26 protein-coding genes and 2 other annotated features are annotated in these 26,509 nt (G+C 44.5%); of the genes, 4 read left to right on the plus strand and 22 right to left on the minus strand.

Translation table 11 applies throughout. From position 1 onward, the window contains the following. The first annotated feature begins 113 nt into the window (after positions 1-113). Positions 114-1,043: a ribonuclease HIII gene (gene rnhC, locus J7E38_RS23365; RefSeq protein WP_214704769.1), complete on the plus strand. Its 930-nt coding sequence runs from the start codon at positions 114-116 to the stop codon at positions 1,041-1,043. Between the two features lie 358 nt (positions 1,044-1,401). Here the strand turns inward: rnhC and pheT are convergent, their stop codons facing one another. From pheT to J7E38_RS23380, 3 genes are all read right to left on the minus strand, one after another. Further along, positions 1,402-3,816, minus strand: a complete 2,415-nt coding sequence (gene pheT / locus J7E38_RS23370; protein WP_214704770.1) for a phenylalanine--tRNA ligase subunit beta — start codon at positions 3,814-3,816, stop codon at positions 1,402-1,404. A gap of 19 nt (positions 3,817-3,835) precedes the next feature. Then, on the minus strand, positions 3,836-4,873 hold the full coding sequence (gene pheS, locus J7E38_RS23375) for a phenylalanine--tRNA ligase subunit alpha (RefSeq protein WP_214704771.1): 1,038 nt from the start codon (positions 4,871-4,873) through the stop codon (positions 3,836-3,838). Between the two features lie 55 nt (positions 4,874-4,928). Next, positions 4,929-5,175: a binding site (T-box leader), on the minus strand. 70 nt (positions 5,176-5,245) lie between these two features. Next, entirely contained in the window at positions 5,246-6,001 is a 756-nt protein-coding gene (locus tag J7E38_RS23380) for a TrmH family RNA methyltransferase (RefSeq protein WP_214704772.1), read from the minus strand. A 124-nt stretch (positions 6,002-6,125) separates the two neighbouring features. Between J7E38_RS23380 and sspI the strand changes: the two genes are divergently transcribed. Continuing rightward, positions 6,126-6,338 (plus strand): small acid-soluble spore protein SspI, encoded by a 213-nt coding sequence (sspI, locus tag J7E38_RS23385; protein WP_214704773.1) that lies wholly within the window; start codon positions 6,126-6,128, stop codon positions 6,336-6,338. Positions 6,339-6,735: 397 nt separating this feature from the next. Here the strand turns inward: sspI and J7E38_RS23390 are convergent, their stop codons facing one another. Together J7E38_RS23390 and J7E38_RS23395 are read right to left on the minus strand one after the other, a co-directional pair. Next, complete coding sequence (locus tag J7E38_RS23390) at positions 6,736-7,821, minus strand: M42 family metallopeptidase (RefSeq protein WP_215038997.1); 1,086 nt, start codon at positions 7,819-7,821, stop codon at positions 6,736-6,738. A gap of 75 nt (positions 7,822-7,896) precedes the next feature. Continuing rightward, positions 7,897-8,388, minus strand: coding sequence for a dUTP diphosphatase (locus tag J7E38_RS23395; protein ID WP_214704774.1), 492 nt, complete (start codon positions 8,386-8,388; stop codon positions 7,897-7,899). Positions 8,389-8,563: 175 nt separating this feature from the next. On the opposite strand from J7E38_RS23395, the gene J7E38_RS23400 reads away from it, so the two are divergent. Next, positions 8,564-8,962 carry a hypothetical protein gene (locus J7E38_RS23400; RefSeq protein ID WP_214704775.1) on the plus strand — a complete coding sequence of 133 codons (399 nt, stop codon included), beginning with the start codon at positions 8,564-8,566 and terminating at the stop codon, positions 8,960-8,962. 61 nt (positions 8,963-9,023) lie between these two features. On the opposite strand, the gene J7E38_RS23405 is transcribed toward J7E38_RS23400, so the two are convergent. From J7E38_RS23405 to infC, 5 genes are all read right to left on the minus strand, one after another. Beyond that, positions 9,024-9,596: a TVP38/TMEM64 family protein gene (locus J7E38_RS23405; protein WP_214704776.1), complete on the minus strand. Its 573-nt coding sequence runs from the start codon at positions 9,594-9,596 to the stop codon at positions 9,024-9,026. Positions 9,597-9,653: 57 nt separating this feature from the next. After that, positions 9,654-9,929, minus strand: a complete 276-nt coding sequence (locus J7E38_RS23410) for a DUF1294 domain-containing protein (protein WP_214704777.1) — start codon at positions 9,927-9,929, stop codon at positions 9,654-9,656. Positions 9,930-10,531: 602 nt separating this feature from the next. Next, positions 10,532-10,891 carry a 50S ribosomal protein L20 gene (gene rplT, locus J7E38_RS23415; protein WP_041967619.1) on the minus strand — a complete coding sequence of 120 codons (360 nt, stop codon included), beginning with the start codon at positions 10,889-10,891 and terminating at the stop codon, positions 10,532-10,534. Positions 10,892-10,928: 37 nt separating this feature from the next. Beyond that, positions 10,929-11,129, minus strand: a complete 201-nt coding sequence (rpmI, locus tag J7E38_RS23420) for a 50S ribosomal protein L35 (RefSeq protein ID WP_023627047.1) — start codon at positions 11,127-11,129, stop codon at positions 10,929-10,931. A gap of 16 nt (positions 11,130-11,145) precedes the next feature. Next, complete coding sequence (infC, locus tag J7E38_RS23425; protein WP_215039005.1) at positions 11,146-11,667, minus strand: translation initiation factor IF-3; 522 nt, start codon at positions 11,665-11,667, stop codon at positions 11,146-11,148. 113 nt (positions 11,668-11,780) lie between these two features. Beyond that, positions 11,781-11,907: a sequence feature (ribosomal protein L20 leader region), on the minus strand. Positions 11,908-12,129: 222 nt separating this feature from the next. On the opposite strand from infC, the gene J7E38_RS23430 reads away from it, so the two are divergent. Next, positions 12,130-12,366: a hypothetical protein gene (locus J7E38_RS23430; RefSeq protein WP_215038999.1), complete on the plus strand. Its 237-nt coding sequence runs from the start codon at positions 12,130-12,132 to the stop codon at positions 12,364-12,366. Between the two features lie 112 nt (positions 12,367-12,478). Here the strand turns inward: J7E38_RS23430 and thrS are convergent, their stop codons facing one another. The 12 genes from thrS to polA form a co-directional block, all read right to left on the minus strand. Next, positions 12,479-14,410: a threonine--tRNA ligase gene (gene thrS, locus J7E38_RS23435; protein ID WP_214704779.1), complete on the minus strand. Its 1,932-nt coding sequence runs from the start codon at positions 14,408-14,410 to the stop codon at positions 12,479-12,481. Positions 14,411-14,769: 359 nt separating this feature from the next. Beyond that, positions 14,770-15,645, minus strand: coding sequence for a sporulation protein YtxC (ytxC, locus tag J7E38_RS23440; RefSeq protein ID WP_214704780.1), 876 nt, complete (start codon positions 15,643-15,645; stop codon positions 14,770-14,772). A 133-nt stretch (positions 15,646-15,778) separates the two neighbouring features. Continuing rightward, positions 15,779-16,711: a primosomal protein DnaI gene (gene dnaI, locus J7E38_RS23445; protein WP_214704781.1), complete on the minus strand. Its 933-nt coding sequence runs from the start codon at positions 16,709-16,711 to the stop codon at positions 15,779-15,781. Between the two features lie 5 nt (positions 16,712-16,716). After that, positions 16,717-18,132, minus strand: coding sequence for a replication initiation and membrane attachment family protein (locus tag J7E38_RS23450; RefSeq protein WP_214704782.1), 1,416 nt, complete (start codon positions 18,130-18,132; stop codon positions 16,717-16,719). Between the two features lie 341 nt (positions 18,133-18,473). Beyond that, a complete protein-coding gene (gene nrdR, locus J7E38_RS23455) occupies positions 18,474-18,932 on the minus strand; it encodes a transcriptional regulator NrdR (protein ID WP_144477801.1) in 459 nt (152 codons plus the stop codon). Positions 18,933-19,059: 127 nt separating this feature from the next. Then, positions 19,060-19,464: a hypothetical protein gene (locus tag J7E38_RS23460; RefSeq protein WP_214704783.1), complete on the minus strand. Its 405-nt coding sequence runs from the start codon at positions 19,462-19,464 to the stop codon at positions 19,060-19,062. A 105-nt stretch (positions 19,465-19,569) separates the two neighbouring features. Further along, positions 19,570-19,950, minus strand: a complete 381-nt coding sequence (speD, locus tag J7E38_RS23465) for an adenosylmethionine decarboxylase (RefSeq protein ID WP_214704784.1) — start codon at positions 19,948-19,950, stop codon at positions 19,570-19,572. 331 nt (positions 19,951-20,281) lie between these two features. Continuing rightward, positions 20,282-21,313 (minus strand): glyceraldehyde-3-phosphate dehydrogenase, encoded by a 1,032-nt coding sequence (locus J7E38_RS23470; RefSeq protein WP_214704785.1) that lies wholly within the window; start codon positions 21,311-21,313, stop codon positions 20,282-20,284. Between the two features lie 276 nt (positions 21,314-21,589). Next, entirely contained in the window at positions 21,590-22,186 is a 597-nt protein-coding gene (gene coaE, locus J7E38_RS23475; RefSeq protein ID WP_214704786.1) for a dephospho-CoA kinase, read from the minus strand. Positions 22,187-22,212: 26 nt separating this feature from the next. Beyond that, positions 22,213-22,845: a sporulation membrane protein YtaF gene (ytaF, locus tag J7E38_RS23480; RefSeq protein WP_214704787.1), complete on the minus strand. Its 633-nt coding sequence runs from the start codon at positions 22,843-22,845 to the stop codon at positions 22,213-22,215. 85 nt (positions 22,846-22,930) lie between these two features. Beyond that, positions 22,931-23,758, minus strand: a complete 828-nt coding sequence (gene mutM / locus J7E38_RS23485) for a DNA-formamidopyrimidine glycosylase (RefSeq protein WP_214704788.1) — start codon at positions 23,756-23,758, stop codon at positions 22,931-22,933. A 36-nt stretch (positions 23,759-23,794) separates the two neighbouring features. Continuing rightward, positions 23,795-26,425, minus strand: coding sequence for a DNA polymerase I (polA, locus tag J7E38_RS23490; RefSeq protein ID WP_214704789.1), 2,631 nt, complete (start codon positions 26,423-26,425; stop codon positions 23,795-23,797). Positions 26,426-26,509 lie beyond the last annotated feature (84 nt).

Genomic DNA, 26,509 nt, shown 5'->3' on the forward strand with positions numbered 1-26,509 from the left:
AAGAATCCTATTCTATACTATAACATGAACGTAAAACGCTGGGAAGTAGTTGCCTGTCAGATTGATATGGTTTTTGGAAGAAAATGTCTAAATTTAATAAGGAGTGTAGAGCCATGGGAAATAGTGTCCTTCAAAAAAAACCGGAAGAAATCAGAAAGATGAAAGAGTATTACAGCAAGTTCCTGATCGATAAACTTCCGCCCGGCAGTGTTTTTGCCGCAAAAACACCTTCCTGTGCGATCACCGCCTATAAATCAGGGAAAGTTTTATTCCAGGGGAAAGACGGAGAAAGTGAAGCAGCAAAGTGGGGCACTGCAACGGCACCTGCAGCGAAAAAGAGTGCTGCGCCAGCACCGGGAGCCCATTTGCCGAAAAATATCGGAGAAATAGCGATCATCGGTTCAGATGAGGTGGGAACCGGGGACTATTTCGGGCCGATCACCGTTGTCGCCGCCTATGTCAGAAGGCAGGATATACCCGTGCTAAAAGAGCTTGGAGTCCAGGATTCCAAGAATCTCAAGGACGATAAGATCATCGAGATTGCCAGACAGCTAGTGACCTTTTTGCCTCATAGCCTGCTAACATTACATAATGAAAAATATAACCAGATGCAAATGAAGGGCATGTCGCAAGGAAAGATGAAAGCCCTGCTGCACAATCAGGCCATCAGCCATGTTCTTGATAAAATCGCCCCAGAAAAACCCGAAGCGATCCTGATTGATGAATTCGCTAAAGAACCTATATATTTTGCGCATTTGAAAGGCCAACGGAAAATCATCAGGGAAAATGTCTTGTTCAGCACAAAGGCAGAAGGAATCCATCTCGGAGTCGCAGCCGCTTCGATGATTGCCCGCTATGCATTTGTCCGCCACTTCGAAAACCTGAGCAAGCGCGCTGGATTCACCATTCCGAAAGGCGCCGGCGCAGCTGTTGATAAGGCAGCTGCCAGGCTGATTTTGGAAAAAGGTGTGGATGTACTGCCCGATTTCGTCAAACTCCATTTTGCGAATACTGAAAAAGCGAAGAAGATAGCGCGAGTGTAAAATAAAAGCTGGAATTTTGCTCGGGTGTTGACCTGAAATTTGGAAAATCACTCGGGAGTTGACCTGAGAACTGGAAAAAACGAGCTGTTTTTTCCAGTTCTCGAAATTATGGGTGTTTTTCGCGGAATCGAAGTCAGTTTTCGCGGAATCAGGCTCAAGTTTCGCGGGAATCTCTAGCTGGATCGCGGAATCCCATTGCTAGTAGAGTACAAAAGCTATAATTTACTGTAACCACGTTGATTTTCCTCGTTGATTATCTATTAACCAAGAACTTCACCTGGTCTTTGGATCATATTTTCCCGATTCTCCCTCACAATCACATAATAAAAAGGCAGCCCGCGGGCTGCCTTTTTAAATTTTATCCTCTTAATACTGCTCCAGCTTTTTCTTCAAGTGCAGCAAGGACTTTATTATGTGCTTTTGCAATGTCTTCATCCGTCAATGTCTTTTCAGGATCAAAGTATTTCAAGGAGAACGCAAGGGATTTCTTGCCCTGCTCCATTTTTTCACCTTCGTAAAGGTCGAAAACATTTACTTCTTTTAAAAGTGATCCGCCAGCTTCGGTGATGATCGTCTCCAGGTCACCTGCTGCCGTTGCTTTGTCAACAACAAGGGCAATATCCCTTGTGATCGACGGGAAGCGCGGGATGGCTGTGTATTGAAGCGGTGCCGTTTCAGCTTCCAACAGAGCTTTAAGCGATAATTCAAAAACATACGTTTCTTTCAGGTCTAGTGACTTTTGCATCGTCGGGTGAACCTGTCCGATGAAGCCAATCACTTTGCCGTTCAGCAAAATTTCACCCGTTCGTCCAGGGTGCAATCCATCAAGCGCAGCCTTCTGGAATCCAAGCTGACTTTCAATGCCGAGTTTGGCAAACAAAGCTTCCACGATTCCTTTTAGAACGAAGAAATCAACAGGCTTCTTCTCGCCCTGCCATGGATGGCTTTCCCACAGGCCAGTAATCGCAGCAGCCAGGTGCTCTCGCTCTTCAGGCAGCTCGTCATTAGTGTTCTTCAGGAAGACTGCTCCTGTTTCATAAACAGCGACACTGTCAATCTGGCGAGCATTATTGTATTTCAGCACTTCCAGCAGCTGAGGCACAATGCTCAGGCGCAGAAGGCTTCTGTCTTCACTCATCGGCATGGCCAGTTCAACCGGTTCGCGATGATCCAACGCATACTGTGTTGCTTTTTCAGCACTTGTCAGTGAATAAGTAACTGCCTGATACAACCCTGCTCCCTCCATGAAACGGCGGACCACACGGCGCTTTTTCTGGTATTCGGAAAGATGTCCCGGTGTAGATGGGCCTACAGGAAGAGTAGTTGGCAGATTGTCATAGCCATACAGGCGGCCAACCTCTTCGATTAAGTCTTCTTCGATGGTGATGTCTCCGCGACGTGTCGGCACTGTCACCGTGATTGTCTCATTGTCGACAGATATTTCAAACTTCAGGCGGGCAAAAATTTCTTCGACCTGCTTCATTTCAAGTTCTGTACCTAGAACTTTATTGATTTTTCCAAGAGTGGCTGAAACAACTGCTGGCCTTACCTCCAAAGCATCTGCTTCGACAACTCCGCCTAGGAGTTCACCGCCGGCGAGCTCGATCATTAGTTCAGCAGCACGCTCCGCAGCCGGACGGACTCTCTCAGGATCGACACCTTTTTCATAGCGAGAGCTTGCTTCGCTTCGCAAGCCATGGTCTTTTGAAGCCTTACGGATGGCTCCTCCTGTGAAATAAGCGGACTCCAGCATAACAGTCGTTGTATCGCTGCTGACTTCGGAATTCGCTCCGCCCATTACACCTGCAAGCGCTACTGGCTCCGTACCGTTCGTGATGACAAGGTGATCAGGAGTCAATGTGCGTTTCACATCATCAAGCGTTTCAATCACTTCCCCATCCTTTGCGCGGCGGACAAGGATTTCTTTTGAACCGAGCTTATCGTAATCGAATGCGTGTAGCGGCTGTCCGTACTCCAATAAAATGAAGTTTGTGATATCTACTACGTTATTGTGTGGACGGATACCAGCAGCCATCAGCCTTGTTTGCAGCCAGACTGGTGATGGCCCGACTTTGACATTCTTGATCACTTTTGCAACATATAGTGGATTATCTTCTTTTGCCTCAACTGTTACGTTGATATAATCACTTGCTTGTTCTGATGAAGTTTCAGGCTGTGGATTTGGCAGCTTAACGTCTTTTCCAAGAATAGCTCCAACCTCATATGCAACACCAAGCATGCTCATCGCATCAGCACGGTTTGGCGTCAGACCAAGCTCAAGGATTTCATCATCCCTGTTCAGGACTTCAAGAGCGTCCTGGCCGACTTCTGTGTCAGGAGTGAAATTGTAGATTCCTTCTGCATACTCCTTCGGCGCAAGCTTGCCTTCGATTCCAAGTTCCTGAAGTGAGCAAATCATCCCGTGGGATTCTTCACCGCGAAGTTTTGCTTTTTTAATTTTGAAGTTGCCCGGCAAAACAGCACCAACCGTTGCAACCGCCACTTTTTGCCCTTTGCCGACATTAGGCGCGCCGCAAATGATCTGTACCGGCTCACCGTTACCAATGTCAACAAGCGTCTTGTTCAGTTTTTCAGCATTTGGATGCTTCTCGCATTCAAGCACATGGCCGACAACGACGCCCTTCAAGCCTTCATTTAATTTTTCTACGCCTTCAACTTCGATGCCGCTTTTCGTGATTTTTTCGGCAAGCTCTTCAGCAGATACGCCTTCCAAATCGATATATTCCTGCAGCCATTTATATGATACCAACATGGTTTTTCCCTCCTAATCCTTATTCTTCAACTGAAAATTGCTTCAAGAAGCGGACGTCGTTCGTATAGAAGTGACGGATGTCATCGACTCCATACTTGAGCATCGCAATACGCTCAGGTCCCATTCCGAATGCAAAGCCAGTGTATTTCTTTGAATCATAGCCTGCCATTTCAAGTACGTTCGGGTGAACCATTCCTGCTCCGAGGATCTCGATCCAGCCGGTTCCCTTACATACGCTGCAGCCTGATCCGCCGCAAATTTTACAGGAGATATCCATTTCGACAGATGGCTCAGTGAAAGGAAAGAAGCTAGGACGCAAACGGATTTCGCGGTCTTCGCCGAACATTTTCTTAGCAAAAACTTCAAGCGTTCCTTTAAGGTCGCTCATTCTTACATTTTCATCGACAACAAGGCCTTCAATCTGCATGAACTGGTGGGAGTGCGTTGCATCGTCGTTATCGCGGCGATAAACTTTCCCTGGGCAGATGATTTTCACAGGACCCTTGCCCTGGTGTTTTTCCATTGTCCTTGCCTGGACAGGAGAAGTGTGTGTGCGCATCAATGTTTCTTCGGTGATGTAGAAGGAATCCTGCATATCACGTGCCGGATGCCCTTTCGGAAGGTTCAGCGCTTCAAAGTTATAATAGTCTTTTTCGACTTCAGGTCCTTCTTCAACTGTATAGCCCATGCCGATGAAAAGATCTTCGATTTCCTCGATGATGCTTGTCAGCGGATGATGGCTGCCCGTCTTAACAGGTCTGCCTGGAAGAGTGATATCAATTTCTTCTGCTGCCAATTGCTTTTGGACAGCAGTTTCCTCAAGCTCCTTTTGCTTCACTTCGATCTGGCCGGAAATCGCATCGCGGACTTCGTTGGCCAGGGCACCCATCTTCGGTCTTTCTTCAGCCGATAACTTGCCCATTCCTTTCAATACTTCTGTGATTGGACCTTTTTTTCCAAGATAGGAAACGCGAATATCATTCAATTCCTTAAGGTCAGCAGCTGCGGCAACTTTTTCAAGAGCCTCAGCCTGCAGTTCTTTTAAACGATCCTGCATGGTAAATCCTCCTTCAAATTCTACTTTTTTGAACACAAAAAGACCTCATCCCTGATAAAGGGACGAGGTCTTGGTTTCGCGGTACCACCCTTTTTAACAGGCAATACAGTTATGTATCACGTGTTCGCTTCATTGAGATAACGGCTTGTGCCGATGCATCTTTACACTTTTGAAAAAAGCGGTCCTGATGCCAACTCTGGAGGTGAACTTCACTTGCCTGATCCATAAAAATGCTTCCAGTCACCGGCATTTTCTCCCTGAATGGCCATCTTCAAGCTACTCTTCTCCGTCATCGTTTTTGAAATATTAATTTTGCTGTTAATTATAGTATATTCTTTCCGCAGTATCAAATGGTTTTAAGAAAAAACGAGCCTATTTTGCTGTTTTCAAATAATATAGCAGGATACCTGCTGCGACTGCGACATTCAGCGATTCGCTTTGGCCGTAGATGGGGATATAAAGATTTTGCGTTGTTTTGGTCAACAGTTCTTTATTTACACCGCTTCCCTCATTGCCCACGAGCAGTGCGAAGGTTTCCCTGGTGTCAGCCTCTGTAAAAACGACTCCATTCTCAAGTGCCGTCCCGAAAACAGGAATATGATCAGCGCTCAGTTTCACGATCCACTCGGATAGATCCCCGCTTAAAACCGGTAAATGGAAGTGGCTTCCCTGCGCGGAACGAAGGACCTTCGGGTTATACATATCGACACTGCCTTTGCCGACGATGACCATATCGATACCCGCTGCATCAGCCGTCCTGATCATCGTGCCCAGATTACCTGGATCCTGGACAGAATCAATCAGCAAATAGGTTTTCCCAGTTGTATGCGTCTGCTTCGGCTGCCGGCATACGGCAAAAATCCCCTGAGTCGTCTCCGTGTCAGCAAGCTGTTTGCTAATATCATCTGTCACGACCGTAACTGGTACGGATCCGTAATCAAGGCCCGGCGGCAGTTCGGTTTTTTCGCTTAAAATGATTTCTTCTACATCGTCTTTTCTTGTCAATGCTTCCTCAACCAGGTGAAAGCCTTCAACAAGGAACATCCCCGTCTTATCGCGCTCTTTTCTGGTCTTCAGCTTCTTCCATTGTTTGACTTGCGGATTTTTATCAGATTGAATGTACTTCAAGTCTGGCTCTCCTTTATTATGGCTTGTTCAATTTTACTATTATAGCTCAAAACGAATACATAATAAAACCAAAATTGTTAAAGCTATAACCAGCAATGGAAATTTGAAAGGAGTTTGAGCAAGGATGAACCTTAACCTTAGAAACGCTGTCATTTCAAATGTAGCAGGAAATACGCAGGACGAACTTAAAGATACAATCGTCGATGCCATCCAGAACGGCGAGGAAAAAATGCTTCCAGGACTGGGAGTACTGTTCGAAGTCATCTGGCAGAATGCCTCTGATCAAGAGAAGCAGGAAATGCTGGATGCTCTGGAATCAGGCTTGAAAGGGAAATAGCTTTTTGGAAAGGACTCCTTAATGTTAAGGGGTTCTTTTATTTTGGTCTTTATAGTAAGAGTGCTGCTGGGTGTTTCGTTTACCCAAATAGTGGAAAAAGTAGTGATTATGTTACATTTCGTAGTGATTATAGTTGATTTCGTAGTGATTAGGCTTCATTTCGTAGTGATTATGGTTGATTCCGTAGTGATTAGTCTAATTCCGTAGTGATTAGGCTAATTTCGTAGTGATTAGGCTTAATTACGCAGTGATTATGGATTAATTCGTAGTGTTTCTCAGCAATATCGTAGTGATAAATTCCAAAACGACGTGCCCCACGAAAAAACGGCAGATCAAACGTTTTTAGGCACAAAAAAGTTGTCCAGAAAACATTCTCTGGACAACTAAATCTTAACTTTTATTCAAAAGTAAGTTTTTCAACTGTTTCTTTATCAAGACGCTTGATGACTTCAATGATCAATTTCACTGCGTTTTCGTAGTCATCACGGTGTAGCATCGCTGCGTGTGAATGAATGTAGCGTGTCGCGATTGTGATGGACAGTGCCGGTACACCGCGGTGTGTCAGGTGAATCGCACCTGAGTCTGTACCGCCGCCAGCTACTGCGTCGAACTGGTATGGAATGTTCAGCTCGTCTGCCAAATCCGTTACAAAATCACGAAGTCCTTTGTGTGACACCATTGATGCATCATAAATGATGATTTGCGGACCGTCACCCATTTTGCTGAGGGCTTCTTTTTCGGTTACACCTGGAGTGTCTCCGGCGATTCCTACATCAACTCCGAAAGCGATATCAGGCTCGATCATTTGAGCGGAAGTTTTAGCGCCGCGCAAGCCTACTTCCTCCTGAACGGTTCCAACCCCAAAAACCACGTTTGGATGCTCAGCATCCTTAAGGCCTTTCAGGACATCGATGGCAATCGCACAGCCTATTCGGTTATCCCAAGCCTTAGCAAGCAGCATCTTTTCATTGTTCATAACTGTGAATTCGAAGTAAGGAACGACCATGTCGCCGGGAGTGACTCCCCATTCCTTCGCTTCGTCACGGCTTGATGCACCGATATCAATGAACATATCCTTGATATCAACCGGCTTTTTGCGCGCTTCTGCCGGAAGGATGTGAGGCGGTTTAGAACCGATGACCCCAGTGATTTCCCCTTTGCGGGTAACGATTGTCACGCGCTGTGCAAGCATGACCTGACTCCACCAGCCGCCGACTGTCTGGAAGCGGATGAATCCTTTGTCATCGATGCTTGTCACCATGAAGCCAACTTCGTCCAGGTGGCCGGCAACCATGATTTTCGGTCCATTCTCATTTCCGACTTTCTTTGCAACCAGGCTGCCAAGGCCGTCCGTAGTTACTTCATCAGCGAATGGAGTTATGTATTTCTTCATTACTTCTCTAGGCTCACGCTCATTGCCGGGAATACCTTTGGCATCGGTTAAATCTTTTAGCATTGTTAATGTTTCATCTAATTTAGCCATTATTTCGACTCCCTTAATATGTATTTTCGAAACCTATTATACTAGACATGAGGGGCAATGTACAAAAAATTCTGCCTAATACCCATTTCGCTGCCTATCATAATTTACTTCATTTTTTTGAATATATGCCTGTTCAATTTGAGCTTCTTGTAATCCTATCAGTTCCGCAAGTCTCATGTAACTCCCAAAAAGGTCGATATAATCTTTCTTACTTCGGCTATCCCTGAATTTTTGTACAGACTCATATACTGCAAGGAACTGGCTGCTTGTGTCTGTCACCGTCGATCTGTTTTGGGTGATGTCTTCAATATCTTCATAACCACACTCAATGCCCAGCGACAAGATGAAATGAACGCCATCCACAAATTCCTCAAGGACGATATCCTGTTCAGATGAAGGTTTCACACTCCAGAACTTGAAGCACCTTGTCTCATTAGCAAGCTCTCCGATTTCAACAAGCAGCGCCAGGATCTTCCTGTCAAATAAATCATCATTCTCTAACTTATGCTGCAATTCAATATGACTATCCAGTGCTTTTTGCATTTTAAAAAGTGTTATTGTATCCATGATTCAACTCCATCGTGTTATTATCACTAAAAGCAGGCTTCTGGATTCCACCATACAGGTTTTCTCACTTTAACAACCCGGCTCTGCAATAAAAAGTATATATTAATTATAAATTTGTTGAAACTATTTGGAATCTCATCCGTAAATAAGGAAAGTTCGCATTGGAGGGGCAGTCATGATTCTGCTTTTACGTCTTATTTTCTTGCTATTATTCATTTTCCTGATATACAGCGGAGTAAAGTATTTATTCCACCCGAAACGAAAGCTGGAGCTTGCTCATGAGCAGAAGCGCTTCTTTTTACTGGATGACCCGGACAATGTTCGCAAAAATTTTCTGCTGACTTATAAGGGTGTTTTGTTCGAGGGTGAAAAGTATTTAGGTACGACTCCGTCTGCATTTGAAGTCGTTTCCATTTTCATCTGGCCTAAGAAAACGTCTGCCTTGAAGGGACTCGTGCTTGAAGACTTCCAGTTTATCGAACGAAAAATCCGCGAGAACTATCCTGTCGCCAAAATCGACTGGAAAAGCCCGATCAAGGAATTTATGGCGAATCATGGGCCAGAAGCAGATTAATCAAGATAAAAGCGTCCGATCATACTTCGGACGCTTTTCCTATTGTGCCTTCATTCCTTCTTTAAGATGTAGTATCAAAGAATTCCCGCCATTTAATCAGTGAGCTCTTCTCTCTCAAAAGATAAGCGAGCACGAGCATGCCAATGATCAGAAAGCTTCCCGCGATTGCATCAAAATCTCCAATACTCTCCCCGAAGATTGTAAAAAAGATCACGAATGGAATATTCGCCAGGAATGAGGCGAGCATAAATTCCTTAAAATCTTTTTTCCGCTCATACAGGCAAAAGCTCAGCAGTTGATAATGAATCAGCGGAATCAGTCTCAGCAACGCAACCTGTGTTACGGTTAGATCCCTGAACCGCCCTACCAAACGCTGTTTCAGTCTGGTTAACTTTTGCATGGTGTCCGGAATTTTTTTCATCAAAAAATAGAATAATATACTGGCCCCCGTCAAACCAATCAGTGAATAGATGATTCCCGGAACCACCCCAAAAAGAAGACCGCCCGCGACGCAGACAACTGCAGGCGGAATGAAAATGAACTGACGGAAAACATGAAGAAGTACAAACAAAACAGGTGCAAACCAGCTTCCAGATTCCACAATAATCAGCAGCGTCGACCACGCATCATCCATTTATGTCACCTGCCTGCGAATCTCTGTTGCTACTAGCATATAGAATCACCCAAGCTGTTATGCCAACAGCATAAACAAATATATAATAATACCAATCTCTAAAACAGCCAGCACAGGCAAACCATATTTGAACTGGGCATGTTTCGTCTTATGCCTGAAATGATTCATGCCTGCAGTGGCCCCGATTGCCCCTCCAAGCAAAGCAATATTCCATAACGTCCTTTCGCTGATTCGATAATCATTGTTTTTTGCCCGTTTTTTATCTATGCTCATGATCAAAAAACCAGCAAGATTCATTACGATAATTAAACTGGCCAATATCCAGATTCCCACGTCTTCACGTCCTCTTAAAATGATGTTTGTACTGCTTTCATTATAACTGCCATGGATCTTTATCGGACATTTCCCACGAGAATTCGCTCTGTTTGTCCATTAAAGACCTTCTATCGGACATTTTTCTCACGTTTTCATTTATGTTTGTTTGTTCGTTAGAGCCCTTCTATCGGACAGTTTCCAAGAGATTTCGCTTCTGTTTGTCCATTAGGGCTCCTCTATCGGACAGCTTCTCAGGGATTCCACTTCTGTTTGTCCGTTAAAGCCCTACTATCGGACAATTTTCAGGAGATATCGTTTCTGTTTGTCCGTTAGAGCCTCTCTATCGGACACTTTCTCAGGGATTCTACTTCTGTTTGTCCGTTAAAGCCATTCTATCGGACACTTTTCACGAGATTCCGCTTCCGTTTGTCCATTAGAGCCATTCTATCGGACACTTTCCACGAGATTTCGCTTCTGTTGGTCCCTTAGAGCCTCTCTATCGGACACTATCCCAAAACTACGCTTACACTTGTCCGATAAAAATAACGACCGCGCATGCTTATGTATCCAAAAAGAAAAAACCATCCTCAATATTGAGAATGGTTCATCTTATCGTTTTATTACTTGTTGAACTGTTGCTTAGCTGTTTCAGCCAATTGAGCGAATGCTGCTGCATCGCTTACTGCTAGTTCAGCAAGCATCTTGCGGTTTACTTCGATACCTGCAAGCTTAAGGCCGTGCATCATACGGCTGTAAGAAAGGCCGTTCATGCGAGCTGCTGCGTTGATACGAGCAATCCAAAGTTTGCGGAAGTCGCGCTTCTTCTGGCGACGGTCGCGGAATGCATACATTAGGGATTTCATAACCTGCTGGTTAGCAACTTTGTATAATGTATGTTTTGAACCATAATAACCTTTAGCTAATTTAATGACTTTTTTACGACGCTTGCGCGTAACTGTACCGCCTTTTACACGTGGCATGTAATTTCCCTCCTATATAAATCGAGATTCCTCGAGTTTACTTAATGTTGTCAAGCATGTGACGAATACGTTTGAAATCGCCTTTTGAAACAATTGCAGATTTGCGAAGCTTACGCTTAGCTTTTGTAGATTTGTTAGCGAATAAGTGGCTAGTGTAAGCGTGTGAACGCTTAAGCTTGCCAGTTCCAGTTTTCTTGAAACGCTTGGCAGTGCCGCGGTGTGTTTTCATTTTTGGCATAGGGACTTCCTCCTCGTTACTTTTCAGTTTTAGGTGCTAGTACCAAGAACATGCTTCGGCCATCCATCTTTGGATGTGATTCGATTGTCGCTACTTCTTTGCAAGCTTCAGAGAAGCGATCAAGAACACGCTGACCGATTTCCTTGTGAGTGATAGCACGGCCTTTAAAACGGATTGATGCTTTAACTTTATCGCCTTTTTCCAGGAATTTGATAGCATTGCGCAACTTCGTGTTGAAGTCATGCTCATCAATTGTCGGGCTAAGACGGACTTCTTTGGTTGTGATGATTTTTTGGTTCTTACGTGCTTCTTTCTCTTTCTTTTGCTGTTCGAACTTGAATTTTCCGTAGTCCATGATTCGGCCTACAGGAGGCTTCGCGTTCGGAGCAACAAGCACAAGATCAAGATTGACCCGCGCTGCGATCTCAAGAGCCTCAGCTTTGGATTTGATTCCTAATTGCTCGCCGTTTTGATCGATCAGACGAATTTCGCGAGCACGAATTCCCTCGTTTAATAACATCGCATCTTTGCTAATAATTAGCCACCTCCAAGGTTTTATCGAATACATTGTCAAGGAGAAGAAGTACATTGCAAGGACTAAGCCTTTATCTTGCTCACACAATGACATACGATATAGTCCATTTTTATTTTGCAATAAAAAAAGTGCAGGCGACGACACCCACACTTACGGAAACAAAATAATTAGACGTTTACGTATTACCTGCCAACAGCCCAATTGCGTCAGCCAGGTGAGAAGCGGGTGCTTCTTCTTTCCTAAAACTTGTATTCAGTTCACTCTTGCTAATATAGCATAAAGAAATTGATGTGTCAAACGAATCACTTTTCGTTAACTGCAACAAAAAGTATTGTATCAGATAGGAATTCAGGCTGCAATACTTTTTTTCAAGCGTAATTAAACTTATCTGCAAAAGGTATGGCACAGAATCATAACTTTATGTTAATTCGTCACTGCCTAATTGCTGCTTTCTTGGTATAATGATTGGTAGAAATAGACAAGAAAGCTGGTGTAGAAATGCTGATCGCGATTATCATCACCGGTGTGATCACTGGACTGCTCGCTGGTACTGCATTGAAATTTTTCAGGACTGGCTATGGTTTTTCTAATGATATTGATAATACGCCTGTTAACATAAAATCCTGCCGGAATTGCGGTGAAAGAATCCAGCGCAGCTATACAAAAAATCTATGTCCCACCTGTTGCAAACCTATTGAATAATCCAATAAAAATAAGAGGAGCCAGTTGGCCCCTCTTTTTTTGTCCAGCTCCAGCGCCTAGCCCCTCGAGACGCTTGTCTAGCTGCGGCTCCNNGCAGTCGCCTCCGCTTTTCTTATTTCTTCGCTTCCTTCCTGAATGATTCAAGGAATTCGTCGAAGGAGATTGTTTCGGAATTTTGTTCGCCGTATTTACGGACGTTGACTGCTTTATCAGCAACTTCATTGTCACCGACAACCAGCATATAAGGTACTTTCTGCATTTGCGCTTCACGGATTTTGTAGCCGATTTTTTCGTCACGGCCATCAATTTCAACGCGGAAGCCTTCTGCTTTCAGCTTATCCTGGATTTCCCTTGCATAGTCATAGTGGACTGCTGGTGAAACAGGGATGATTTGTGCCTGGACAGGAGCCAGCCATGTTGGGAACGCTCCTTTGTATTCTTCAATCAGGAAGGCTACAAAACGTTCCATTGTCGATACGACACCGCGGTGGATGACAACCGGACGGTGATGCTTGCCGTCTTCACCGATATAAGTCAGGTCGAAGCGCTCAGGAAGCAAGAAGTCGAGCTGTACAGTGGACAGTGTCTCCTCTTTGCCAAGCGCAGTCTTGACCTGGACATCAAGCTTCGGACCGTAGAATGCCGCTTCACCCTCTGCCTCGAAATAGTCAAGTCCCATTTCATCCATTGCCTCTTTAAGCATGGATTGAGCCTTTTCCCACATCTCGTCATCATCGAAATATTTCTCTTTGTCTTCTGGATCGCGGTAGGACAGACGGAACGAGTAATCATTCATGTCAAAATCCTTGTAAACTTCAAGCACAAGCTCAACGACACGTTTGAACTCTTCCTTGATCTGATCCGGGCGGACAAAAAGGTGAGCATCGTTCAGAGTCATCCCGCGTACACGCTGCAAGCCAGCCAACGCGCCTGACATTTCATAGCGGTGCATAGTTCCAAGCTCGGCAATCCTGATTGGAAGCTCCCTGTAGCTATGGATGCTATTTTTGTACACCATCATATGGTGCGGGCAGTTCATTGGTCTTAAAACGAGCTGTTCATTTTCCATTTCCATGACCGGGAACATGTTTTCCTGATAGTGGTCCCAGTGGCCGGAAGTTTTATAAAGCTCGACACTTCCCATTACCGGAGTGTAGACATGGTCATAGCCAAGGCTGACTTCTTTATCGACAATATAGCGCTCAATGATGCGGCGGATCGTCGCGCCTTTCGGAAGCCAAAGCGGAAGTCCCTGACCAACCTTCTGCGAGTTTGTGAACAGGCTAAGCTCTTTGCCAAGCTTGCGGTGATCGCGTTCCTTCGCTTCTTCAAGCAGTCTTAAGTGCTCCTTCAGATCTTCCTTCTTGAAAAACGCTGTTCCATAAATACGCTGCAGCATTTTATTGTCGCTGTCACCGCGCCAGTAAGCACCGGCAATGCTCAGCAATTTGAATTCCTTCAGCTTTCCAGTGGATGGAACATGGACTCCGCGGCAAAGGTCGACAAAATCTCCCTGCTCATAAAGAGTGACTTTTTCATCCGCCGGAATCGCTTCAATCAATTCAAGCTTATATGGGTCACCAAGCTCCTTGAAGAACTTGACTGCCTCCTCACGGCTTACTTCTTTACGGACAATCTCAATGTTCTCATTGATGATTTTCTTCATTTCCTTTTCAATTTCCGGCAAATCTTCCGGAGAAAGGGAATGTTCCATATCGATATCATAGTAGAATCCGCCTTCAATCACTGGCCCTACTCCGAGGTTCACATCTTTATACAGGCGTTTGACTGCCTGTGCCATTAAGTGAGCTGTGCTGTGGCGCAGGATTTCAAGTGCTTCCGGGTGATCGGGAGTGATGATTTCAATCGAAGCATCTTCCTCGATGGGTCTCCTGAAATCATACGGCTTTCCATTTACCAGACCGGCAATGGCTTTTTTCTTAAGGCCCGGGCTGATTGAACCGGCAATGTCTTCAGTTGTTGTGCCTGCAGGAAACTCCTTCACTGCTCCATCTGGAAACGATATTTTCAACATGTCTGCCATTGGCTTTTCCTCCTTTTCATATGTGGCGCAATATTTGCGCGAAAAATAAAAAAACCCGTCCCTGAAACAGGGACGAGTTTGATCACACGTGGTTCCACCCAATTCCCACTCATGCGCATAACTAACGCAGGAATGGCTCTGGTTGCGATAACGGCTTCTGCCGCCAGCCAATACTTGCCTTGCAGGCGTTCACAGCTGGAGTTCAGAGGTGGTAAGCGTTTCTTTCGTGTTAGGAAGTTTTCAGCCGTGCCTTCCCTCTCTGCAAACCTTTCAAGAATGCCCATATCCTCATCATTACATTTACTATTGGTTTAGTATGTACGTAATTATAGTTTGTAATGTTTTGAAAATCAAGTGGGCTATCGTATATTTTCATGATCCTCATTGAAAAAATTCAATCTTTCCTCCTCAAAAGCGGAAATTGGGTTAATTTTGACCCGCTCTTCAAACAGGTTGATAATCGTTCGCACTAATGGCTGGTGCGCATCGTCGGTATACAGGAAAATGGTTTGCGGCGCAATCGACAGGAGCGGCGCGATCGTTCCAGAATCGACGTAGATGGGGTGATTGACAAGCAGCCTTCGGTCAATCGTTTTGAACAATTCGCTACGCTTCATCTCCGTGAACTCCTGATTAAAGAATGTCATATTTTCATCGATGACCAAGTACAAATAAGGCATTTGCGGTTTTCTGTCTTTCAGAAAACTTCTCAATGTATGAAGGAATACCTGGTATTCCTGTTCCATTTTATACTCATCGATTGCGACCTCTACCCAATTCGAAAGCTGCTCGAAATATGACTTCAGCCTGAATACGACAAAGGAATCAAACGAGAACGAGACCCTCTCATCAAGAATTTCATTGATTGATTTTTTAACGACCCCTGGCTCTTCAACTCCCTCCATAAAAGGTGCTAGATCCTTTCGGTTCCCTTCCATGACAGAGTAGATAATATCCAGGATTTGATCCTGCTCTTCACTTTCCGTGTAAAAATAAGATTCTGCCAGGATGTTTCTTAGCCAGTCATCTCGTTTCAGCTTCAGAATAAAATCATATACACATTTCTTCAGTTCGGCTAATTTTTCTTTTACAAAAAAATCTTCTGGAATCAGCACTCTATTTTGATCTTCATTAAGAAGAATTGAATTCTTTTCCTGCAATGAAGCAAGCCTGGCGACTAAATGATGGTATAAATTCCAGGCATCCTGCTTTTTTTGGAAGATGATTTCAATCAACCATATCCCCCCTTTTAAATAATCCCTGATTATATATATGGGGGACTTGGACAATTTAGAAGTATCCATATTGCCGCTGAATGATTAAACCGCAAAAAAAATAGGCTGCAGCCTGTTTCGCCGCAGCCTATTTTTAAACTCTCCGATTCTTGCCTTCTACTTTTACCGGTTGCGCAAGGTACTTGATCCGTTCCATGATTCTTGCTGCCTTGAGCTGCTCCTCTTCCCCCCGCTGGCTGTGCGTCAGATGGTGCTCAAGCCCGCTAAGGTCGAAGTTTGAAGTAAAGAATGTTGGAAGATTCTCGAGCATGCGGAATTGCAGGATGGTTCCAAGGATTTCATCCCTGGCCCAGCTGCTCATCGTTTCCGCTCCGATATCATCGAGCATCAGGACATCGGCCTTTTTGATTGCTTCCAGCTTGTCGTTGACCGAATGATCCCCGATCGCATTCTTCATTTCCCTGAAAAATTCCGGTACATATACAATCAATGAACTGATCTGGTTCTGTGCCAATTCGTTCGCAATGGCGCCAAGCAGATATGACTTGCCAGTTCCGAACGGTCCATGCAGGAACAAACCTTTTTGCTTTTGGCCGGATTCATAATTCTCAACAAAATCCTTCGCCATTTTGATGGCCTTGAATCTTCCGGCGTCATCAAGCTCAATATCCCCGAACGACGCTTTCAGAATTTCCTTCGGCACATAGATGCTGTTAATCAGCTTGGCATTCTTTTGCTTCTCATCATACATGACCTTCTTTTTACAACGGTCATATTTGACATCAATATAATTCCCTTTGATGAAAAGCTGTGGCTCATAGCCTTTAATCATATTCTTGCAGGCTGCAAGACTTTCGCATTTATCACAGTCCTTGCTCTGGGTGGAAAACTCATACAGCTTGGACATGCTGCCATCAAGCATTTCCCTGGTGATATAGTCCGCATTCTCATCAAGGAATTGCTTTATATGCTGATCCTGCATGACCTGTCTTTTAAGTGTTTCATACCGTTCCTGAAAGTTTTGGTTATTAGCAAGCTTCTTCAGCGTTTCATTTATGTTTTGCAACTGAATCACCTCCCGGATTTGAATTTTTTCAGTTCTTCTTCAAGCTTTTTCTTTTCTATTTCAAAGTCAGGATCCTCTCCAGCAGCAGAACTTTGCTGTTGGTCCGGTCCATTCTCGCTCTTTTTCTCAAACCAATCCGGCAAGACTTCCTTGCGTACAGGTTTCCGTTTTCCTGATGCAACGGGCGTTTTCTTTCCTTCTGCCCAATCAAGGTATTGTCTGTGCTCACTTTTCGCCAGCTCCATGGCATCCTTTACAGTCGAGATTTTCTTCCTCGACCAATGGCTGGCGATTTTCTCAATATAGCCTTTTGACAGCTTCATATCCGTTCTGATCATAACATATTGGACTAAAACATTCACGACACCCGGAAGCAGCTTTTGCTTGAACATCACTTCTTCGATGATCTGCAGGTCGGATTTTGAAGGCTCGGCACCGCCTGATAAGTCGATCAGCAGCTGTCTTGGTGATGTTTTTTCAAAATAAAGGACTAATTCTTCTTCTTTTGTTTTCGGCTTCTCGATTCCGGCTTTGTGCTGGAAAGGCTGGGTCCGGTCCAGCAGCGCCGGCAACTGGTCCTGGTATTCAAATTGGTACCAGTCCCGTGCTGCCTTTCTCAGCTCCTCAATATCGATATCATTTTCAGCAGTAACGGCACTCAAAACGATATTTTTCATCTTCAATGCATCAATCCCATAAAGGAAGGCGAGATTGCTGATTGCTTCTTTGACCTTCGTTGTAAAAGCCTTTTTGGGAATCAAAGAATCCTGAAGGCCTCCCAATAACAAATCGAAATTAAATTCCGCAGGGTCAATCTGAATTTTGCCAGATTCCCTCCTGCCGATGAAGGATTGCGCTTCTTCTTCACCAAGGTCGGCAGCTGAATCCTCATTATGCATGAGAGCTTGAGGAGGAACAGACAGGAACACATCCTGAAAAGCCCTGGTAATTTCAGAATATCCCGCTTCTGTCTCGGGCAGCTTGTCACTGAAAAACCGTTTAAGCCTCAAAAACTGATTCTTTCCGATTTTTCGATACAGATAGACATTCAACATGCCATCCAGGAAAAATTGTTCCGGAGTCAGCGGCGGCTGTAATTCATAAATGAATGAACGGCCATCTTCATTATTTTTGACATAAGTCTTCAGCAAACCCATTCCCTCAAGCTTCTGGCGGGCGTGATAAATCTCCTTCAAATTCATATCCATGATCGTCATCAGGTTATGATGGGTACCAGACTGAGACCATAGCCGATTTTCTTCAAGTTCAGCCCATAAGGTCAAATAAAGGCTCAAACAAGCTGGCCCAATCAACGGCTGGTACAAAAAGGTGAGCACCTTGCGATCATAATCATGCAGCAGACCGCCGGATGCAACAATATATTGGTCTACAGGCAAAGTCTCCTGCCAATGCTGAGCCATCCTATTCCCCTCCACTCTGTCTGGTTAAAATCTATAACAATCCCACTACGCGGAAAATCATATCGTTTAAGTTGCTCCGTGGTTTCATGCACGCCTTAAAAAGAGCCGAAGTTTCCTTCAGCTCCTTCATAGAAAAGCTTAAGCGCCTTGGTCAGCCCCGACAAGCGTTGGAGGGCCTGGCAGTGAAGTCGCTCTTTGTCTTCATTGCCAGGACCGAAACGTCTCGAGGGGCTAGGCGCTGGAGCTAGACAATTCACTAAGTGATAATTTAAAATTTCCTCTTAGATAAAAAGCTTAAGCGCCTTGGTTAATATCATTCATTAGTCTGGACTCCAGGCTTATCATTGTTCTTTCTTCAATAACTCTTTCAATTCATCGATGAATACATTGATATCCTTGAATTGCCGGTAAACGGAAGCGAAACGGACATAGGCGACTTCATCGATTTTAGCCAGCCTGTCCATCACCATCTCTCCCACTGCTTCGCTCTTCACTTCGGATACTCCATGGCTTCTCAGTTCTTTTTCTACCTCGGAGACCAAATCCTCGAGCTCTTTTAGGGCGACCGGCCTCTTTTCACATGCTTTCAGCAAACCGCGAAGGAGTTTCTCTCGATTGAACTCCTCGCGAGTACCTTCTTTTTTGACCACAATCAATGGGATTTCTTCAACTTTCTCAAAAGTGGTAAAGCGAAATCCGCAAGCTTCACATTCACGTCTGCGTCGAATTGATCGGCTATCGTCAACCGGTCTTGAATCAAGAACCCGGGTAGAGTTATTTTGGCAAGTTGGACATTTCATCTCGATCAGCTCCGAATATTTTGAAATATAGAATGAGCGAAGGACCATTCGCTTTATCCACCAATACGTCCATAAGCATTATCCTTACTATTATCTTATAAAAAAGATGCTGATGGGACAAGAGGAACTATTGATTTCCATATTTGCCTGAACCGATGAACGTAAGTGTTTTATCCAACTTTCCATAAACCTTGATTAATTCTTGTCTCAATGCAGGATTGATTCCTGCCAAAGAAAACTTTTCCGTTGAGATATGTAAATCGACCGCTGTTTCAAATGGTTTTGTCGTAATGACGGTTGCGGTTAAAAAACCCTTGATCCTGCCGTTTAGCTCCGCTGAGATTTCTCCATGTTCCTTTGATACACTGGTGATCCGGGTTTTAGAGTCAGCTTTAAGCAGATCCTCGACTGACTGGAATACCTGATTAAAATTCGCTTTATAATAATGGGTCCGCAATTGTTCATCACTGTTATTTTCACTCGTCCCGCTGAATTTCTCGTATCTTCCTGTTATGGATTTCAAAAAAGACATCAAAAATCCTCCTGCACATTATTTCTATCTACAGTTTACCTTAATTTTTGCACAAAATAAAAAGAGGTGTATCGCTACACCCCTTGTAAATTTTCATATTTTCAATTATAGAGCCTTCGCTTGTGCCTGTTTCACATGCACAGGACCCATGCCGCGTGGAATTTCGATATTCTCGCGTGTTTGAGCGCCAAGAGCTTCAGCAATATAGTCAGCTGCAATATTAGGATCAAGATCGCCGCAAGTGTAAACATCAATGCTGGCGTATCCGTGCTCCGGGAAGCTGTGAATAGTTAAATGAGATTCAGAAATAATGACAACTCCGCTTACACCCTGTGGTGCAAATTTGTGGAAAGCCACTTCGCGGATTTCAGCACCAGATTTCAAAGCTGCTGAAACGAACGTTTGTTCAATAAAGTTCATATCATTCAATTTTTCAAAATCGCAACCCCAAAGTTCAGAAATTACATGACGACCCATTGTTTCCATATTCAATTTCCCCCTCTAACAATATTAGAATGAAATTCCTAGTTTCAATGGTATCTTAACTACCACGGGGGAAAGTTAGTCCAGAGAGGTCCTAACCCTTTAAGTAGCCAATTGGTACCGTTATTAAGAAGTTCACGATGACTAGTATACTTTGTTTATATTTTTTTTGCAACACATGAAAATAAAATTTTTTCAATGAATTTCAATGTTCTATACGCACAGTTTCATAGATAGCTATACAGCATGTATGCAGAGTTTTTCATACTGCAAAAAAGCCTGCCGGGATCGGCAGGCTTTTTACATATAACCCTGTATGGTTTGACACTTTTATTTATCCAACTTTCACGGTTGCTGAAGCAGACATTGCCTCGGCAACATGCTTTGTCAGGTCTACAACCCTGCTTGAGTATCCCCATTCATTGTCATACCAGGCGAGTACCTTGACTTTGTTGGCGCCAATGACCATAGTGGACAGTCCATCAATGATCGCTGAGTGCTCGTTCGTGTTGAAGTCAATGGAAACCAGTGGATCTGTGGTGATATCCAGTACACCCTTAAGCTTCCCTTTTGCAGCAGAGTAGAACGCATCGTTCACTTCATCCACAGTTACCTCTCGCTTCAAGTCAACAACCAGGTCAACAAGTGATACGTTTGGCGTCGGCACCCTTAGTGACATACCGTGAAGCTTTCCTTTCAGCTGTGGAAGAACGAGTGACAGCGCCTTTGCCGCCCCTGTTGAAGTAGGGATGATTGATTGTCCGCAAGAACGCGCCCTGCGCAAATCTTTGTGCGGATTATCGATATTATTTTGGTCATTTGTGTAGGCATGGACAGTTGTCATCAAGCCGTTTTCAATGCCGAAAGTATCATCCAGCACTTTTGCCACTGGTGCCAGGCAGTTCGTTGTGCATGAAGCATTGGAAATAACGTCATGCTCTTCAATTTTTAATGCGCTTTCATTTACGCCCATCACAATTGTAATATCTTCATTTGTGCCAGGGGCTGTTATAATGACTTTTTTTGCGCCGGCCTCCAAATGAAGTGCTGCCTTGTCACGTGAGTTGAACTTTCCTGTGGCCTCTATGACAATATCAATCTTCATTTCTTTCCACGGAAGCTCAGCAGGATTGCGATTGCTCAATAGTTTGACAGTTTTCCCATTAACGACAAGGTGATCATCAGCAGGGATGATTTCACCTGCAAATTGGCCATGTGTTGAATCATATTTAATCAAATGCGCCAGTGTTTCAGCCGGATAGCTCGCATTAATCGCCACAACCTCAAGATTTTCTTCAAGAATGGCTCTTCTGAATACCATTCTTCCAATTCTCCCAAAACCGTTTATCGCTATTCTCGCCTTCATTGTACGGCCCCTTCCGAATTAGTGTTATACTTAATAACCCTTTGTTATGGTATTAGTATAACATATTAAAAAATATTTGTGATATATAATTGCACACATTTAAAATTTAAAATAATTCTGATAATATTCATTGGTGAAGACAAGTATTTCAATGCGCGGATTTTAAGGAAACAAGGAATAAATTATCTGAATCAGGGATTATATTCGCTCCAACAGGGATTATCTTAGGATTAACCAGGATTGATGGCAAAAGAAAAAAGAGCCCATTTCGGCTCTTTAGATTCCCCATTTATGCAAAACTTTAATTAGTTGCTGTCTTGATTGTTCGATGGTTCCGGTGTTGTCGATGACTTCATCAGCCAAATTCACTTTATCCTTCAAAGGCATCTGTGATTTGATACGTGAAAGGGCTTCATCCTCGGAGAATCCATTCCTCTCCATCAGCCTCTCCAACTGGGTCTTCTCATCCACGTAGACAACGATGATTTTTTCGACCATGCCTGTTAGCTTGCTTTCAAAAAGCAATGGTATATCCAGGACCACGGCCTTTTCATTTGCCGCTTCTGCTTGCTGCCTTTTCATAGCCATCCGCTCGCGTACGGCAGGATGGACGATTGAGTTAAGCTGCAGCCTTTTTTCCTCGTTGTTAAAAATGATTGACCCTAAGGCGGGGCGATTGATGCTGCCATCTTCTTCTAAAACTTCTGTGCCAAAATGGCTGACAATATCATTATATGCTTTTTCTCCTGGCTCAACAGCAAGCCGCGCTTCGATATCGGCGTCGATCACCGTGATGCCAAGCTCAGTGAACATCGCTGATACCGTGCTTTTCCCGCTTGCTATACCTCCTGTTAATCCAATGATTAATGACATCCTCTTTTATCCTTTCAAACAGTCTCCTAGAGCTTGAGCAGTCCAATTATGATCAATAAGATTCCCGGTACAAAAGAAAACTTCTGCAGCCAGCTCCTCTCTGAAAAATAGCTGCCCATTCTCATGCCGGCATAGACGAACAACGAACTCATGAAGGCAACCGTCAGAGCCAGATAGCCGGGTGAAAAGCCCAATAAGGCCGCGCCGATCCCTGCTCCAAATGCATCAAGAGACAGGGCAAGACCAAGCATGACGGCTTCAATTCCATTGATTGTACCCGAACGGTCGAAGTCTGCCGACATTGGTTTCTTCAAAATATTGATAACAATGCCAAGTGATTTAATCTCAAAATTCAGGATGATTTTTTCATGACAGAGCATCTCTGACTGGTCATCCCGGAAGAACTGGAATAAAACCCATCCGCCCAATACGATCAAGACAGTGCCACCCAGCTTCTCTGCCAATTCAGGTGAAAAAAAGCTCTCGAGAAAATGCCCAATCATCATGGCAGCCATCAGAACGGCTGCTGAACAGACCGCAATAACGGCAATCGATTTAACCGGGATTTTCATTTTCCGCAATCCATACGTTAACCCTACACTGAAACTGTCAAGACTGACAGCGAATGCAAGTAAAAGCAGGGAGATTATTTGTGCCATAAACTGAGCTCCTTCCTGTCAATCGCTACGTTAGTATATGGAAGGAGCCTAGATATGGTGAGAAAATCAACAGGCGATTATATGTTCACAGTTTTTGGCATGTTGGACAAAAGTGGGTCCCCCGTCCACCGACGACTGTTTTTTCCAGTGGTGTGCCGCACACCTTGCATGGTTCATTTTTACGTCCGTACACCAGCAGCTGGAGCTGGAACATACCAATCTGCCCCTGGGAATTGACATAGGAGCGGATGGTACTGCCGCCCTTCTCTACAGCCTCAGAAAGAGTACTGACAATTTCCCTGTAAAGAACAACTTCTTCTTCCTGGGACAACGAGTTCGCAATCCGTTCCGGGTGGATTTTCGCCCGGAAAAGCGCCTCATCAACATAAATATTCCCAAGACCGACAAGGATTTTTTGGTCAAGCAGCGCAGGCTTTAATTTCCGATTGGTCCTTTTAAGCTTTTCAGACAGCCATTCTACGGAGAAATCGGCTGAAAATGGTTCAGGTCCCAAATCAGCGAGCGGCTGCGAATCGAATTCCGTCCCTTTGGCGTATAGGTGCATCGTCCCGAATTTGCGGACATCCTTATAGCGCAATTCTTTCCCATCGGTAAAATGAAAAATGACATGTGTATGTTTTTCAACAGGTTCGTCTGCGCTGAACAAACCATATTTCCCTTCCATCCTAAGATGGGAGACAAGCGCATAGTCATCTGTATAAAAGATCAGGAATTTGCCTCTCCTGCCGATTTCATTGATTGTCTGGCCGCGAAGGGCATCATTAAATTGCTCAACTTCACTTGGCTTTTTGATCATCTTGGGCCAAAAAACCGATACATGCCCGATTTCTTTGCCCACTGCAAGCACCTCAAGCGTGCGCCTGACGGTTTCTACTTCTGGAAGCTCAGGCATCCTATCCCGCCTTTCCTTACCTTTCTTGTCTTTCCTTTACTTCGCATCATACCAGGTTGGACCGTATGAGAAGTCCACCTTCAAAGGAACTTTTAATTCTATCGCATTTTCCATGACATCCGGGACTATTTCCTTCAGCAGCTCAATTTCATCCTGCGGCGCCTCGAAGATCAATTCATCGTGCACCTGAAGAAGCAGTCTCGTCTTCAGCCCTTCTTCGCGCAGCCTTTCAGCCATATCGATCATGGCCTTTTTGATAATATCAGCAGCACTTCCCTGGATTGGCGTATTCATCGCTGTCCGTTCCGCAAAACTTCTCAGGTTGAAGTTGCGCGCCGTGATTTCCGGTATATACCTGCGACGGTGCAACAGTGTCTGGACATACCCTTTCGCCTTGGCATCTTTCACGATTTCATCCATATACTCTTTTACGCCTGGGTAGCTCTCAAGATAGCGTTCGATGAATTCCCCAGCCTCTTTCCTCGTAATGTTCAGGCTCTGCGATAAACCATAATCGCTGATTCCGTACACAATCCCGAAGTTTACCGCTTTCGCATGTCGGCGCATGTTCGAAGTGACCTCATCTTTTCCGACGTGGAAAACTTCCATCGCTGTCTTTGTATGGATATCCATGTCATGACGGAATGCATCAATCAATTTTTCGTCCCCGGCAATATGGGCAAGTACTCGCAGTTCAATTTGCGAATAGTCAGCAGCGAATATCACCCAGTCTTTTTCTGAAGGAACGAATGCCTGCCTGATTTTCCTGCCTTCTTCAAGTCGGATCGGAATATTCTGCAGGTTAGGGTCCGTTGAACTAAGCCTTCCTGTCGCAGTCAGCGCCTGGTTGAACCTTGTATGGACTTTTTCCGTTTCCTTATTCACGACCTTTTGCAGACCTTCAATATAGGTTGACTGCAGCTTGCCAAGCTGGCGGTAGTTCAAGATTTCTTCAATGATTTTGTGCTTCGGCGCCAATTTTTCCAGGACGTCTGCTGAAGTTGAATAACCGGTTTTCGTCTTTTTGGCAGCAGGAAGTCCCAGTTTTTCGAACAGAATGACACCTAATTGCTTCGGTGAATTGATATTGAATTGTTCGCCTGCCATTTCAAAAATCTTCGTTTCGATTTCGGCAAGACGGCCTTTGATTTCTTCGCCCATGTTTTCAAGACGGACCATATCGAGCTTGATACCGAGGTATTCCATATCTGCAAGCACCAGTGACAATGGCATTTCAAGGCTGCTGAACAGATCGTGCTGGTCATTATCCCACAGCTCCTGCTCAAGCTTTTCTTTCAAGGACACCAGAACATCTGCCTTACGCACCAGGTGCTCCCCAAGTATTGTTTCATCGGGGATTTTTCGTCTGGCGCCTTTTCCATAGACCGATTCGTCAGCCTGTACGCTCATGAAGCCATGCTGTCTGGCGATGGCAGCCAGGTCGTCCGGCGATTCGGAAGGATTGATGATATAGGATGCTAGTGCCACATCGAATTCAGCACCTTTCAGATGGATGCCGTGATGGCGCAAGGAAACCTCGGAACGTTTCGCATCATAGACTGTCTTTTTGCTGGTCTCATCTTCTGCCCACTTTTTGAATTCTTCAGACTCCAAAGCGGTTTTCACAGGCAGATAATAGTGCCCATTTTCATTCACAACCGCGAAACCGACGATATCAGCATAATGATAGTTATCCTCAAGCACCTCGACGTAAAAGCCGTTTTCTATCGCAAAAATGTTTGGGTCGACTGTATCGAGCTGTTTGAACTCAATGTCTTCAAGCTCGACATTTTCAGGTACTGCCTCCGCACCAAGCTTGTCCAATAACGAGTTGAACCCGAGTTCCTTGAAGATTTTGACCAGCTTCTCGTTCTCTGCGCCTTCATATTCAAGTTCGCTTAACTCGATTCCCACCGGAGCTTCACGAGTGATGGTCGCAAGTTCTTTGCTCATGACGGCCTGGTCTTTGAATTCCTCAAGCTTTTCCTTGAGTTTTTTTCCGCTGACCTGGTCGATCGATTCAATCAGCTTTTCAAGCGTGCCATGTTCCTTCAGCAGCTTGATCGCCGTCTTTTCCCCTACACCAGGAACTCCCGGTATATTATCGGATGCATCCCCCATGAGTCCTTTCATATCAATGATTTGTTGTGCCGTCAGCCCATACTTCTCCTTAATATGTTCGGGGGTATACTCCTCGATATCCGTAATGCCTTTCCGGGTGATGCTGACAGTTGTTTTGTCGGAGCTCAACTGTGTCAAGTCCTTATCACCGGATATGACCTTCGTTTCAAAGTCTTCTTTTTCAGCGAGCAAACTTAAAGTACCAATGATATCATCGGCTTCATAATTTTCCAGCTCATATTGGGCGATTCCGTAAGCTGTCAATAATTCACGAATAAATGGGAATTGCTCGGAAAGTTCCGGCGGCGTCTTTTGCCTGCCACCTTTATATTCACTGAACGTTTTATGCCTGAACGTCGTTTTTCCCGCATCAAATGCGACAAGAATATGACTAGGCTTTTCATCCTCGAGAATTTTCATCAGCATCATGGTAAAACCGTAAACTGCATTCGTATGTATCCCTTTTTCATTATTCAACAGCGGCAAAGCAAAAAACGCGCGGTAGGCGATACTATTGCCGTCGATCAATACAAGCTTCTTGGACATGTCATTCCTCCTCCAGGACCATGTAGATTTTATATAAAAAAAAGACCGTTAGATTCCTTCCTATTTTATCATGAGAGATGATAG

The organism is Bacillus sp. ISL-35 (assembly GCF_018613355.1).
Taxonomy (GTDB): domain Bacteria; phylum Bacillota; class Bacilli; order Bacillales; family Cytobacillaceae; genus Mesobacillus.

Coding starts and splice junctions, on each gene's coding strand:
- rnhC (WP_214704769.1), top strand. CDS start 114: ATGGGAAATAGTGTCCTTCAAAAAAAACCGGAAGAAATCAGAAAGATG.
- pheT (WP_214704770.1), bottom strand. CDS start 3,816: ATGTTGGTATCATATAAATGGCTGCAGGAATATATCGATTTGGAAGGC.
- pheS (WP_214704771.1), bottom strand. CDS start 4,873: ATGCAGGATCGTTTAAAAGAACTGCAGGCTGAGGCTCTTGAAAAAGTT.
- sspI (WP_214704773.1), top strand. CDS start 6,126: ATGAACCTTAACCTTAGAAACGCTGTCATTTCAAATGTAGCAGGAAAT.
- J7E38_RS23390 (WP_215038997.1), bottom strand. CDS start 7,821: ATGGCTAAATTAGATGAAACATTAACAATGCTAAAAGATTTAACCGAT.
- J7E38_RS23395 (WP_214704774.1), bottom strand. CDS start 8,388: ATGGATACAATAACACTTTTTAAAATGCAAAAAGCACTGGATAGTCAT.
- J7E38_RS23400 (WP_214704775.1), top strand. CDS start 8,564: ATGATTCTGCTTTTACGTCTTATTTTCTTGCTATTATTCATTTTCCTG.
- J7E38_RS23405 (WP_214704776.1), bottom strand. CDS start 9,596: ATGGATGATGCGTGGTCGACGCTGCTGATTATTGTGGAATCTGGAAGC.
- rplT (WP_041967619.1), bottom strand. CDS start 10,891: ATGCCACGTGTAAAAGGCGGTACAGTTACGCGCAAGCGTCGTAAAAAA.
- rpmI (WP_023627047.1), bottom strand. CDS start 11,129: ATGCCAAAAATGAAAACACACCGCGGCACTGCCAAGCGTTTCAAGAAA.
- thrS (WP_214704779.1), bottom strand. CDS start 14,410: ATGGCAGACATGTTGAAAATATCGTTTCCAGATGGAGCAGTGAAGGAG.
- J7E38_RS23450 (WP_214704782.1), bottom strand. CDS start 18,132: ATGGCTCAGCATTGGCAGGAGACTTTGCCTGTAGACCAATATATTGTT.
- nrdR (WP_144477801.1), bottom strand. CDS start 18,932: ATGAAATGTCCAACTTGCCAAAATAACTCTACCCGGGTTCTTGATTCA.
- J7E38_RS23460 (WP_214704783.1), bottom strand. CDS start 19,464: ATGTCTTTTTTGAAATCCATAACAGGAAGATACGAGAAATTCAGCGGG.
- speD (WP_214704784.1), bottom strand. CDS start 19,950: ATGGAAACAATGGGTCGTCATGTAATTTCTGAACTTTGGGGTTGCGAT.
- J7E38_RS23470 (WP_214704785.1), bottom strand. CDS start 21,313: ATGAAGGCGAGAATAGCGATAAACGGTTTTGGGAGAATTGGAAGAATG.
- coaE (WP_214704786.1), bottom strand. CDS start 22,186: ATGTCATTAATCATTGGATTAACAGGAGGTATAGCAAGCGGGAAAAGC.
- ytaF (WP_214704787.1), bottom strand. CDS start 22,845: ATGGCACAAATAATCTCCCTGCTTTTACTTGCATTCGCTGTCAGTCTT.
- mutM (WP_214704788.1), bottom strand. CDS start 23,758: ATGCCTGAGCTTCCAGAAGTAGAAACCGTCAGGCGCACGCTTGAGGTG.
- polA (WP_214704789.1), bottom strand. CDS start 26,425: ATGTCCAAGAAGCTTGTATTGATCGACGGCAATAGTATCGCCTACCGC.